13 protein-coding genes are annotated in these 12,240 nt (G+C 69.1%); 10 read left to right on the top strand and 3 right to left on the bottom strand.

Features of this window, described 5'->3' with window-relative positions; all coding sequences use genetic code 11:
- Window positions 1-76: 76 nt before the first annotated feature.
- From ACFYZL_RS36500 to ACFYZL_RS36480, 5 genes are all read left to right on the top strand, one after another.
- Entirely contained in the window at window positions 77-916 is an 840-nt protein-coding gene (locus tag ACFYZL_RS36500; protein ID WP_388685095.1) for a TnsA-like heteromeric transposase endonuclease subunit, read from the top strand.
- A gap of 191 nt (window positions 917-1,107) precedes the next feature.
- Complete coding sequence (locus tag ACFYZL_RS36495) at window positions 1,108-2,760, top strand: transposase (RefSeq protein WP_388685092.1); 1,653 nt, start codon at window positions 1,108-1,110, stop codon at window positions 2,758-2,760.
- Window positions 2,658-3,422 (top strand): hypothetical protein, encoded by a 765-nt coding sequence (locus tag ACFYZL_RS36490; RefSeq protein WP_388685090.1) that lies wholly within the window; start codon window positions 2,658-2,660, stop codon window positions 3,420-3,422. Before ACFYZL_RS36495 ends, ACFYZL_RS36490 begins: the two co-directional genes overlap by 103 nt.
- 195 nt (window positions 3,423-3,617) lie before the next feature.
- Window positions 3,618-4,070: a hypothetical protein gene (locus ACFYZL_RS36485; protein WP_386173983.1), complete on the top strand. Its 453-nt coding sequence runs from the start codon at window positions 3,618-3,620 to the stop codon at window positions 4,068-4,070.
- 277 nt (window positions 4,071-4,347) lie between these two features.
- Window positions 4,348-5,553: an IS110 family transposase gene (locus ACFYZL_RS36480; RefSeq protein WP_388685087.1), complete on the top strand. Its 1,206-nt coding sequence runs from the start codon at window positions 4,348-4,350 to the stop codon at window positions 5,551-5,553.
- 44 nt (window positions 5,554-5,597) lie between these two features.
- Here the strand turns inward: ACFYZL_RS36480 and ACFYZL_RS36475 are convergent, their stop codons facing one another.
- Window positions 5,598-6,122 (bottom strand): hypothetical protein, encoded by a 525-nt coding sequence (locus tag ACFYZL_RS36475; protein WP_388685084.1) that lies wholly within the window; start codon window positions 6,120-6,122, stop codon window positions 5,598-5,600.
- A 189-nt stretch (window positions 6,123-6,311) separates the two neighbouring features.
- Here ACFYZL_RS36475 and ACFYZL_RS36470 point away from each other — a divergent pair, with 189 nt between their 5' ends.
- Complete coding sequence (locus ACFYZL_RS36470) at window positions 6,312-6,509, top strand: hypothetical protein (RefSeq protein ID WP_388685081.1); 198 nt, start codon at window positions 6,312-6,314, stop codon at window positions 6,507-6,509.
- Between the two features lie 210 nt (window positions 6,510-6,719).
- The gene (locus ACFYZL_RS36465; protein WP_388685079.1) at window positions 6,720-7,679 is read left to right on the top strand and encodes a hypothetical protein; all 960 of its coding nucleotides are present in this window, start codon (window positions 6,720-6,722) and stop codon (window positions 7,677-7,679) included.
- A gap of 142 nt (window positions 7,680-7,821) precedes the next feature.
- Here ACFYZL_RS36465 and ACFYZL_RS36460 read toward each other — a convergent pair whose 3' ends face one another.
- On the bottom strand, window positions 7,822-8,379 hold the full coding sequence (locus tag ACFYZL_RS36460; RefSeq protein WP_388685077.1) for a hypothetical protein: 558 nt from the start codon (window positions 8,377-8,379) through the stop codon (window positions 7,822-7,824).
- 598 nt (window positions 8,380-8,977) lie between these two features.
- Here ACFYZL_RS36460 and ACFYZL_RS36455 point away from each other — a divergent pair.
- Entirely contained in the window at window positions 8,978-9,157 is a 180-nt protein-coding gene (locus ACFYZL_RS36455) for a hypothetical protein (RefSeq protein WP_388685074.1), read from the top strand.
- A 103-nt stretch (window positions 9,158-9,260) separates the two neighbouring features.
- Here ACFYZL_RS36455 and ACFYZL_RS36450 read toward each other — a convergent pair whose 3' ends face one another.
- Entirely contained in the window at window positions 9,261-10,040 is a 780-nt protein-coding gene (locus ACFYZL_RS36450; protein ID WP_388685072.1) for a hypothetical protein, read from the bottom strand.
- 330 nt (window positions 10,041-10,370) lie between these two features.
- Between ACFYZL_RS36450 and ACFYZL_RS36445 the strand changes: the two genes are divergently transcribed.
- On the top strand, window positions 10,371-10,559 hold the full coding sequence (locus tag ACFYZL_RS36445) for a hypothetical protein (protein ID WP_388685069.1): 189 nt from the start codon (window positions 10,371-10,373) through the stop codon (window positions 10,557-10,559).
- Between the two features lie 471 nt (window positions 10,560-11,030).
- On the top strand, window positions 11,031-11,939 hold the full coding sequence (locus tag ACFYZL_RS36440) for a tyrosinase family protein (RefSeq protein WP_388685066.1): 909 nt from the start codon (window positions 11,031-11,033) through the stop codon (window positions 11,937-11,939).
- Window positions 11,940-12,240: the final 301 nt, after the last annotated feature.

The raw sequence follows: 12,240 nt of genomic DNA, 5'->3' as shown, positions 1-12,240 counted from the left end.
ATAGGTTGAAGCACTTTCGGTGACGACTTTCGTGGAAGTGCGGCAGGTGCGCTCGACATACGTGTGAGCTGGTGCCATGGCTACCGCCTCCGCTCAGTCCACCCCTACTGGGAGACCGGTGTGGTCTCACAACTCCTCCCTCGACGATCTCGCGATCCTGTTCGCGGTGCCGGAAGCGGCTGAGGTCTTGGATATCGAGGCAGGCTGGGCACGTAGGTGGCTCGCCACATGGCGGTCTACTCAGGGGGAGGTCGTGAGCCCCGTACGCGACCTCGCAGACTTCGGGTGGCCAGCTTCGCGGCCTGCCCGCACCTTCGCCTGGCGGGCCGGTCGGCGGCATCGCCCAGGCTTGGCCTACTTGTCGGGAACGGGGCGGCTGCACGGGTTCGAGAGTCTGGCCGAGCGGCGTGTGCTGCTGGCGCTCGACTTCGTGGGCGGCATGACAGAGGTGCTGTCGCAGCCGTTCACCCTGAGGTTCACGACGTGCCGGCGCCCGGTCCGGCACACGCCGGACTTTCTGGCGCTGACGCGGAGGACTGCGTTGCTGATCGACGTCCGGCCGGCGGATCTGATCAAGCCGGACGACGCGGTGAAGTTCGCCGCTGCCCAGCAGGCGGCGGGAGCCGCCGGTTGGCAGTACGCCGTGGTCGCGGGATGGAGGCCGCGGCCTTGGGCGGCACTGGAAGCGTTGTCCGCCCGGCGCCGTGCGATGACCGACCCCCTGGGACTGCTGCCGGAGCTCCTCGATCTGGCCGCGGGAAAACCGCGACGACTGGGCGAGCTCGTGGCAGCCACCTCCTGGCCGGCGCTCGCTCGGCCCTACGTGCTCCATCTGCTCTGGTCGCGGCGGTTGACCGTGGACCTGGCTCTGCCGCTGGGAGACGAGTCGTGGATCTACCTGCCGAGGACGGACTGATGGCACAAGGCGGCCAGGTGCGCCGGGCAGAGGATCTCGCCGAGCACGATCTCGCCCGGGCCCGGATCAGGCAGGAACACCTGCTGGAGGTGGAGACCGGCTAGGCGAAGGTCCGGGAGCTCAGGGAGCTGGGTCCGCAGGAGGCGAAGCAGCTGGGGCTGGGCTCGATCAGCGAGCGAACGCTTCGGCGCATGGCCGGTCAGCACGCCGAGAGAGGGCTTGCAGGCCTTGCTGACGGCCGGTGGACTCGTGGGCTGTCCGGCCATGCGTCGCTGACGCCGGAGGTGGAGGCGGCGATCGTGGCGGTGCACGCGGAATCGCTGCATCGCTCGCGGATGAGCATGAAGTCGAAGGAGCGACTGATCCACCAGTACGTACGCGAGCGTTTCTCTGACTGCGAGGTCCGGGTCCCGCACTACACAACCTTGATCAAGGTGTGGCGGGAGTGGTTCGGACCGGGCGGGGGCCGCCAGCGCTACGTCCGCTCGGCGGCCGCAGCCGCGGCGGCCTGGATGCCGGAGACCACGGTGCACGTCAGCAGGCCGGGGCAGGTGGTGGTCCTCGATACGACGCCGCTGCCGGTGAAGGTGCTGGACGACGTCTTCGCCGAGCCGATCACGGTGCACCTGACGATCGCGCTGGACGCCTGCACCCACTCGGTCGTGGCGTTCCGGCTCACGCCGGTGGCGGAATCGGCGGTGGAGGTGGCAATGCTGCTGCGGGACGTGCTGCTGCCGCTGCCGATGCGGCCGGACTGGGGGCCGGAGACGGAGTGGCCCTACCCCGGCGCCCCGGCGGCTCTGGTGGCGGAGTTGGCCGGGCACCCAGTTGCGGGGCTGCCGTTCTTCGCTCCGGAGACGGTGACCAGCGACCACGGTGCCGTCTACAAGAGCCACCAATTTGTCCAGGCCGCGGCGACACTCGGGATCGATCTACTGCCGGCCCGGGCGATGCGGCCACCGGACAAGGCCGCCTGCGAGCGGGCCTTCGCCGGGATCCAGTCGCTTCTGCTGGAGCTCCTCCTTGGCTATCGCGGTATCGATGTCGCCGACCGCGGCGCAGACCCGGAGGGCGACGCGACCTGGACGCTGTCGGATATGGAGCACCTGTTGGCCACGTGGATCGTGAAGGTCTGGCAGAACCGGCGTCTCGACCAGTACGCGCCCGCCTGGGATCCGAGTGGTCGGCATAGCCCGAACACCCTCTTCGCAGCTGCGGCCGCGCGGGACGGGATCTGTCTGGAGATCCCGCCGCCGGAGCTCTACTACGAGCTGCTGCCCGTGCACTTCGTACGGATCGACACCCGGCGCGGCGTGAAGATCAGCGGCCTCTGGTACGGCGCCCACAGCCCCATCCTCGAACCCCACCGGGGCCGCCTGTCGAGCAGGGGTGACCGGCACGCGGGGAAGTGGGCGGTGCACCGCGACCCCCGGGACTGCCGCCAAGTCTTCATCGAACTGGACGGAGCCTGGCACGAACTTCCCTGGAACGGGCTCCCGCATGGCCAAGAGGTGCCCGCCTTCTCCGACGCCCGCGTCGGGGACGTCCTGCGGCAGGCCGCCAAGGCCGGGCTCAAGCCCCGCAGCGACGCCGAACTTCTGCCAGTTCTCCTCGACTTGGTGGCCGCCAAGACGCCGGTCGATGCCTGGCCGACCCAGATGACTCGGCAGCAGAAGACCGACCGAGCTCGCGAACTTGCCCGGGCCCGGGCCGCGGCCCTCGACCGGCCAGCACCGGAGCCGTGCTCGGTGCGGTGTCGTTCCCGGGTGTGGTGGAGATGGGAGACCGGACCGGATGGGAGATCCAGCCGCGTAGACCTTGGGTCCCGGAGGAGATCGGCGTAGACCACTGGGAGCCACTGCTCGTATCGGCAGACCGGATCGCAGCCAGTTTCACCGACACACGGGGCGGTATCGGGCGGACGTTCTTCCTCGACCTGGACAGCGGCGAGACTGTGTCGGTGACCTCTCCGGCTCCCACCGGCCGAAAGGCGATAGCCGGTCCTGGCCAGTTCCTGATCGGATCCCAGGGCTATGGCGCGTTCACGACGGGCCGCTTCGGCCGCGACGGCGCTGAAACCGCGCGCTGGGCCAGCCACGGGGCCATGCTCGTCGACAAGAACGGCAGTGCCAGCGGCCCCGAGCTCGAAAATCGCCTGCCTTCGAGATCATGCTTCCGGCGGCTCGCACCGGACAACAGCCTCGTGGACGGGCCGGCGCTGACGGGCTACTACACGTCCTACCCCGCGATGGACTGCGAGGGAACCGCGGTGTTCTGGCGCGACGGCAAGCTACTCGCCGTGGACACGGACCTCGCCGGACACGAACTGTTTGCCATGGACGACAGCCGAGCCGTCATCGGTCGCGCGCTACTGCTGGACGAAGGCATCGTCGCCATCTCCCTGGACAACGAGGTCCTGGTTTTCCGTACACCGCTGGGCCCCCTGGCCGAGGGCCCCTGGCCGTGCGGGGAAGCGAACCTCCAGGGCAATCCTCTGCTGAGCTGAAAATGCTGGCGTTACGTGGGCGGAGTCTGCAGCTCAGCATGTAGTTGCCGCTGAGCGTTGTAGTTGGCCGGAACCGCGCAGGAGGCGTCCCTATGACGTCTACGGATCCGGCTGAGCCAGAGCCTCGACCCGGCCACGTACGTACGCGCGCGAAAGGAGATGCCAGCTCCTGGCCTGCGCTGGCAGGATCTCCCCATGTCGACCGACGTCAGCGGAATGATCGAATGCCGGCCAGGGGCCCGCCTATGGGGCCCCGACGACGAGGACTCCGTATGGGAGGTCGGCATCGATCTCTTCCTCCTCAACAGGGGCAACGCCTACGACGGCCTGGCCTGCCTCTTCGGAGTCCGAAACTCCTTCGGCTTCCGTCCTTTGGCAGAGGATCGTGGCTTCCCGGACGACGCCTCGGATGGGCTGCGAGGTGAGTTCGCTGGCTACGGCGGCCCCCACGATGTGCACGGGACCACCTGGCTGACCTGGGCCGAGCTGGACACCACGGACTGGCAGGAGACCGACGCCTCAGGTACACGAACCCGCGCCTCAGCCGCGGGGATCGACACCGACTGGGGCCGGGTCTGGAGCGTCATGCGCATCCTCAGCGAGGTCCACGGGGCCGAGAACGTACGCCTTGTCGTTTGGTTCCACTGACTCGTGGCTGCGTACCTGGTTGACCAGACTGGCCAACTACGACGCTCCTTACCGTGTTGGCGGGTTGATTCCGGTCCTTCGTACGATCGGGAGACCCGGGGGCCTGGGTGTGGCAGACGACGCTCATGCCGTACGTGTGGCTTTGACTGATTGGCCCCCCAGTGCCCCGCGACGACACGGCCACTCATTGGGATGAGCGAACAGAGATCGCTTCGTAAGGACACGTCGGCGTGGTCGTCTGCAGGGACCAGTCAACCGATCGACGAGGGAGGCTCGGGTGCCTGAGCTCTGGGCGGGGACGGATGCCGGCAAGGCCGCGCATCACTGCACGGTGATCGACACGGACGGAACGAAGGTGCTCTCGCGCCGGGTTCCCAACAACGAGCCCGAGCTCCTGGAGCTTATAGGCGACGTCCTCGCACTGGCCGAGGACGGTCCCGTGACCTGGGCCATCGACCTGAACGCTGGCGGCGCCGCTCTGCTGATCGCTCTCCTGGCTAACCATGGCCAGAGGCTCCTCTACATCCCTGGCCGAACCGTCCACCACGCCTCCCGTGGCTACCGAGGCGACGGCAAGACCGACGCGAAGGACGCCTACGTCATCGCCGACCAGGCCCGGATGCGCCGGGACCTGCAGCCACTGCAGGAACGGGACGAGATCGCGGTGGACCTGAAGATCCTCGCCGCCCGCCGCTACGACCTCGCAGCCGACCGCACCCGCGCCATCAACCGGATGCGGGCACAGCTGCTGGAGTACTTCCCCGCCCTGGAACGGACCTTCGACTACGCCGCATCCAAAGCCGCACTGATCCTCCTGACCGGCTACCAGACCCCGGCCGGCCTGCGCCGGATCGGCCCGAACAGGCTCACGACCTGGCTGAAGAACCGCAAAGTCCGTTCCGCCCAGGCCATGGCCGATGCGGCAGTCGCCGCGGCCCAGGCCCAGCACACTGCCGTGGCCGGGGAGAGCACGGCTGCGGCCGTGGTGAACACCCTGGCCAGGGCAGTGCTGGCTCTGGACGAAGAGATCGCGGACATCGACGCGCAGATCGCGGCCCGATTCCGAGAGCACCGTCAGGCGGAAGTCGTCCTCAGCATGCCCGGCATGGGTCCTTTGCTGGGGGCGGAGTTCATCGCCTGCACCGGCGGCGACATGGAGGCCTTCGGCAGCGCGGGCCGGCTCGCTGGCGTCGCCGGCCTCGCACCGGTCCCTCGGGACTCCGGTCGCATCAGCGGCAACATGCGCCGACCACACCGCTACCACCGTCGGCTCCTGCGCGTGTTCTACCTCTCCGCCCAGATCGCCGCCCGGTTCTGCCCCACCTCGAAGACCTTCTACGACCGCAAACGGTCCGAGGGCAAGAGCCACAAGCAGGCGATCCTTGCCCTCGCCCGCCGCCGCCTCGACGTCATGTGGGCCCTCATCCGCGACCAGCGAACCTTCGACGTCCAACCACCACAGCGAGGTCTCGCCGTGGGCTGATCCCTGTTGCCTGGGACGGCGCCTGCTTGCTGCGGCGGTACGTCTCACTTCCTGATGAGAGGCTCGTAGGGGTGGCCCTCCGGCGTGAAGATGAGGACGAAGTCCTCGCCCATCCGAACGGCTACCTCCCGCAAACGGGCCAAGACATCTGCCTGGGCCGACAGAGCGAGGCCCAGGGCCGCCGCGGCACGGTCTCTCCGGGCCACGAGATCCGGCATGTCCTCCAGATACTCGGCCGCGAGCTCGCGACTCTCCTCGTCGGTGAACGCTTGGCAATCGCGCCACCACGGGGCGACCAGAAGCAGCTGCAGGAGCTCGGGCAAGCCGATCGCAACCAGAGCCGCACCTCCTTCGGAGTCGGCATAGAGGATGGGACGGTCCTCGCCGCCTTCACCGCAGAAGAAGTACGTGCCCCCGGCGCCGTCGCCGGCGAAACCTTCGAGCGCGGCGCCCGAGGCGAGGTGGACTTCTTCGACATGGTCGCCTCGGTCCAGGTCGAAGTCACCCGGCCAAGCGAGAAAACGGGCAGCTTCGTCCTGTTCGCGGACGGCAGCGATCAACGATTTCATGGGCCGCACCTTACGGCTCACTGGGTTGACAAGAATCATTGGGAATCAGTCACATCGATCACCCGGATATACCTCCGCATACCTAGATCATCTAGGGCGGGTTTTTGGGGTGCTGCTGTCGTTCTGGCCGTGAGACCTCCGCAAGGGGTGGAGAGGGGCCACAGGGGCCCTGACCAGGAAGGCACCGTCATGGAGCGCATCGCCCGCTGGTACACCCCGCTCACCGCCGACGCCCACCCGGAGCGGTTCGCCAGTTCGGAGCCGGCGGGCGCCGTCGTCGCCGTCCTGCGGCCCGGCGGCCGAACGGAGCGGTTCCGGCTGACCGACATGCCGCTGTACGGCCCGCACCGCGGCACCTTCGCGGCCGAGCCGGCCGACTACCTGTAGGCCGTCCGGGGGAGGGGCGGGGGTCGCGGCGGCCCCCGCCCCCGTCTGTCCGGCACCGGTCCGCAGTCCCCCACAGGGGTGATTTTTGCCCTCGCGTACGCGTAGGCGGCTTGTGCGGTGTGCTCCCAACTCACCCCAGAATCAGGGCTATTGACAACAAACAGGATCTTTCGGCATGTTTCCGGCGCGGCCCGACCGTCGGGCCGGTCGATGTGCGATCGGAGTGCGATTCATGGCGCGTCGGTACGTGAGAGCTACGACGAGAACCAGGCCGCGGGCTGGCTGCGGGTACCTCTGGCGGCCTGGCGGTGGGCGGTCGGCTCGGGCCTGGTCCCGCCGGCGGACGCCGGCCCGGGGCAGTGGTCGCGGGCGGTGGTGGAGGCCGCCGACCCCGAGGCCGTGCGCGCGGCGCTGCGGGGGCCGATCGGTGCCGGGGTGGCGGCGGACCGGCTGACGGCGGCCCTGGGGGAGCCGTTGCGGTGCCGGCCGCGGGTGACCGCTGCGGCGGTCGGCCACCTTGCCGGGGCCGGTCTGCTGGTCCGCCTCGGCGGGGACGCCGAGTGCCCCGACGTCCACCCGGACCAGGTGGCCGTCCTCAGCCGCCGCCGGGACCTGCCGGCCCTCCTCGACCGGTACGTCCCCCTCGGCCCGGACCAGGCCGCCCGGCGCCTCGGCGTCCGCCGCGTCGACTTCGACGCCGTGGTGCGCCTCGGTTGGGTCGCGCCGGTCGGCTCGGTGGAGATCGACTACAAGCGGCAGGGCGGCGTGACCACGGTCCCGCTGTACTCCGCCGAGGACGTCGCCCTGCTCCCCGTCGTCCGCCCCTGGGTCGACTGGCGGGTGGTGCGCGCCACCCGCGCGGGCCGCCGCTCCCTGCTCTCCGCCCTGGACCCGGTTGTCCCGGGCCGGGACTGGGTGCTGCTGGCGGAGGTGGCGCGGATGGCTCGGGTGGGCCGGGCCGCGGTGGTGAACTGGCGCCGCCGGCACGACGACTTCCCCGCCCCGGTCGGCGGCACGGACGTGCACCCGCAGTTCGACCGGGCGGCGGTTGTGGCCTGGCTGCTCGCCCACGACAAGATCGAGGTGCCCGTGGGCATGCCGTCGGCCTCGCTGGCCGTGGTCGGCGCTGGCCGCCGTACGTTTGTTAGACGACTCTCTGCGTGGTCATGAAGCGGGGTGACGGCGACACTCCCGTTGCACACCGGCTGTGGTCGTGTCTGGGACTTGGGTGTCTCTTCGTGTGCGACGACACCGTGAACACACGAACGCGATGGTCGAGGTGTCCCCGTGCGTCAGCTGCGGAGTTCGAGGCTCATACGGCAGGAGCCCAGTCACCGATGACGCCGGCGAGGGCGAAAAGAACGAGCATGCCCACGGTGCAGCCATCGGCTACCCACGCCCGGGTAAAGCGTCGGACCGTACGGGAGTCCCCACGCAGGTCCCTCCGTTCCGAGATCCCGGCCTTGATCTGGGACACGGTCCGGTCAGTGGAACCGACGAAGTGATCGACGAGCGACCCGCCGAACCCGAAGGCGCCGATCTCGACGGCCTGCGAGGTAGTGATGATCAGGTTCCCACCGCTGTCTGCTGCCACCCTGGCCACATAACGGTAGGGAATGTCATGGGTGAACACCGGATTCACCACAGTCAGCACCTTCTCGCCGAGCACGATGCGCGACCCTGTGATCCGCCGGATGAACGCGATCCCGCCCAGGCACACGGCTACGACCCCGAGGGCATCTGAGTCCGGGCCCCTGACCACGATGCTCACCGCGATCCCAGCGGCAAAGACGCCGAATCCAGTGGTGCAGATCGCCGACATGGCTCTGAAGGACTTCCGGCGGAGCACCTTCCGGCCTTGTGTCTTCACGGGGCCCCTTCTTGGACGGATTGCGCCCGACGGATAGCTCGGGGCAGGACCTGCCAATCTGTGCTGCTCTTTCTAACAGCCGCCCGCCCTCCGGTCATTGGTATTGATCGGGACCGACACGCGGCCTGAACACTTCTGGCCAGGACGTGGTGAGCACGTGCGGTCGGCCCTCGCCACATGATCCTTTGGTGTTTGGGCAGGCTAGCGGTACTTCGTCTGTGCTCAGAACGGGAGCACGTTGCGGGCTGCGGAGGCTGGCGTGCTGATCGTGGACTCGTACTTGCCGCTGTCACCCTCGGGGCCGCCGCGTCCCTGGGCGTGCTCACCACGACCGCGCAAGCCGCCACTCCCGAGCCTGGATGCCATCGCTCCGATGTGGCAGAGATCGGTGGGCCTTCCGGGCTCGCCGATGCCCCGTACAACATGGCTTGCTCGGGAGCCGAGTCAAGGCACCTCGACGCGCCGGCAGACAACTCGGACCGCTACATCCCCGAGTAGGCGACAGATCGCGTTCTCGACCGTGGCCTGCGGGCCGGCGGGCACACGCCCCGCTGCGAGGGAGCCGGAGGCGGTCCGGGTCCCGCCAGCGCGCAGGGCGGTGGACTGCCTGCCCACCGAACTGCGGGTCGGCGATCAGGTCCAAGCGGGCGGCGGCTTCGTCGACATCGTGGACCTGCGATACCGGCACAGGGGCACCCGCACGATGATCCTGCGCGGCGGCGCGGTGTGCGTCGCGGAGCGGATGGTGCGCGTCTACCGCGCCCATGCGGCGCTCTGACACGTCCCGCTGCGGCCCGCCCCGCTGCGGCCGGTTCCGCGAAATGACGTGGCGCGGGCCCTCCATCGGATGGAGGGCCCGCGCCACGTGTGTCCGCCTCGGGTCAGGTGATGCGGGCCAGGGTGGTGCGGGCCAGGCCGGTGGTCTCCGAGATCGCCGATTCCGTCCACCCCGAGTTCCTGGCGCCCTGGACGAGGGAGTTGCGCCGGTTCACCGCAGCCCGCCACCCGGCCAGGAGCTGACGTGTGACCCATGCGTCGAGCCGTTCATCGGGGTCGTCCGGGTGGACCCATTCGTGTCCGAGGTCCACCTGATCCGCGGGCGCGGCGGCCATCGCCACGATGCGGCAGCGGTCGGCCTCCCGCTCGTACCGGTCGGCGATGCTGCGGGCCAGCGTCGCGAAGCGGATCTCGCGTGCCGCAGGCAGGCCGCCGGCGGCTTCCCCGCCGATCCGTGCGTCGTCGAGCTCGGCTTCGGTCGCGTGCCGGTTCAGCCAGTCCATGGCGTCGGGGTCGTCGTCGCCGCCATCGTCGCGGCAGGCCGCACGCTGGCCGTTGGCGAGCGCGAGCCGGCCTGTCTCCTCGTAGCCGGGGACCGCCGAGAGGATGGTCAGAGCGCGGGCCCACGGCGCCACCCGCCCAAGGGCTTGCGCGGCTTCGCGTTCCCAGGTGTCGCGGTCGGCCGCGACGATCTCGCCTGTGCCCAGTTGGACCTGTCCGTGCCGCAGGGCGATACGGCCGCCCCGGTGCTGCTCGTGGCCGCCTGGTGCGTGCCGGTTGGGCCAGGTGATCCAGCCCCAGGAACCGTCTGCGTGGAGGGCGGTCCGGTCCCCTTCGTCGCCGGGCTGGAGCAGAGGGGGTGTGGGTGTCTCTGTCGTCCGCATACCCCCGAATGTAGCGAACGCTCCATCAGACTTGCAGCGTTCGCTACAAGTCGTGGGGCTGTGTGAAGGGTGCGGGGGGTGCCGTTGCGGGCATGGGGTGCGGTCGTTGGAAGGACATCAAGATCATCCCGAGTGAAGGAGTACCCGTGCGAAGGAACATCGCGGTTGGGGTCGTTGCGGCCGCCGCTGTGGCGGGCGCCGTCCCTGCGGCCCATGCGGCACTGCCCCACGTCCGTCCGGCCGCTGCGGCCGACGAGGCTGCGGCGACGTTCTACACCGGCCGGGCCTACACCGGTCCGGCGCTCGGTTTGGAGGCGCAGGGGGGAGTGCGTGAACCTGCCCGCCGGCTTCAACAACCGGATCGAATCGGTGGAGGTCGCTCCCGGCGTGGCCGTCGAGGTCTTCGAGGACGCAGGCTGCGCGGGCGCGGCCCTTGAGTTCTTCGAGGACATCGACAACCTCGGGAGCTTCACACGAAAGGTCAGCTCCGTCCGGGTCAGGTACAGCACCGGCGGGTGAAGTGATCGGCTCTGGCCGCTGACAGGCAGTGCCGATGCGGCACTGACAGTCGGTGCCGAACTACGTCAGCCGGCCTGACGGTTCTGACGGATTCCCGACGCGGGCCGCCCTGATGGCGGTCCGCGTGCAGCCGCTGCGCGGCTCCCTGGGGGCCGCTGGGCCGCCACGGCTCCCAGGGGCCGCGCGGCGTCCTGATCGGCGCTCAGGGCGGCGTGTACGGCCTCTGATTGGGCCGGGTGGCTTTGTACGCGAGTAGCGACGTCGTTTCGACACGACATTGGAAGTCGCATGCTCGCGCGAATTGGCGGTGTTCACGAGAACGGGAGGCAGTCATCCCGGCTTCGTTCGGCCTCGGTACTTGGTACAGCGGTCATCGGTGAGAACGACCAAGACGCCAGCACGGAGGCGGTGTCGTTGCCTTGCCGCTTTCGCGTCGTTGGCAGGGGACACGACCGAGGGGCAGTGATCGACATGGCAGGACCAGGAGTCAGCCGGCGCAGGATGTTGGGCTGGATGGCCGCCGCCGGGGCGGCCGGGGTGACCGGGGCGTCCGTCGTCGGCACGCGGCTGGCCACCGCCGTGCCCGCAGCGGAGGTGGTGACTCGCCAGGAGATCCGCACCCTCACCCCAGACCAGCGGACACGGTTCTTCAATGCGGTCAAGACGCTCCATGACAACAACGCGGCGAACAACCAGTACAACCGGTTCGTCCTCACCCACTACAACTTCCGGAGCCAGGGGCACGGAGTAGCGGCTTTCCTGCCCTGGCACCGCAAGTTCCTGCGCCTCTTTGAGGCCGCCCTCCAGAGGATCGACCCGACTGTCGTCCTGCCCTACTGGGACTGGACCCTCGACTCCCAGAGGCCGGAGAGATCAGAGGTGCTCAGCTCCGCCTACTTCGGCGGCAACGGCACCGGGAGCAACCGGTGCGTGACGAACGGGGCCTTCGCCGGCTGGCAGGTCAGGTACCCGAACCTGCACTGCCTGCAACGCCAGTACAGCGGCGGCTCCACGATCGGATCCTGGTACAGCCCCGGGATGATCGAGAACGTCCTGAACACGAACAGGCAGAGCTACGACCAATTCCGCCGGGCGATCGAAGGCAGTCCACACGCCAGCGTCCATGTGAACATCGGCGGCGACATGAGCCAGATGTACTCCCCCAACGACCCCCTGGACTGGGTCAACCACGCCTTCGTCGACCTCCTCTGGGCCGAATGGCAAGCACGCAACCCCAACCTCGCCAACACCTACAACGGCGGCGGCGCCGCCAGCAGCAACATTCTGGCCCCCTTCGGCGTCACCGTCGCCTCCACCCTCGACACCCGCGCCCTCGGCTACACCTACCCCCGCTGGAGCGGCTCCTCCCGCCCGGCGTGACGTGGCCTGCCCTCCGGCCATTGCCGGAGGGCAGACTGAGCCAGCCCCGCCGCGGACAGGGCAGGGACCCTCGCGCAGCAGACGGACCTCTCACCAATGCATCCGCCGGCAGCCAGGCCGCTCGCCCCGGCGTGAAGGAGTAGACAGGCAGCAGAATGGCACCCGGTCCGCATCCTCCGAAGGGACCTCGCTGGACACCCCCTGGTGCATCCGACCGCCATGAGTGACTCCCGAACTCATGGACATTGACCATGGCGGCAGCACGCGAAGTGACTCCCGAAGTCGTCTACAAACGACTCCC

Origin of the sequence: Streptomyces sp. NPDC001717, assembly GCF_042892775.1 — a bacterium.
Taxonomy (GTDB): Bacteria; Actinomycetota; Actinomycetes; order Streptomycetales; family Streptomycetaceae; genus Streptomyces.
The sequence above is the reverse complement of the archived record's forward strand: the minus strand, read 5'-3'. Positions and strand labels throughout refer to the sequence as shown.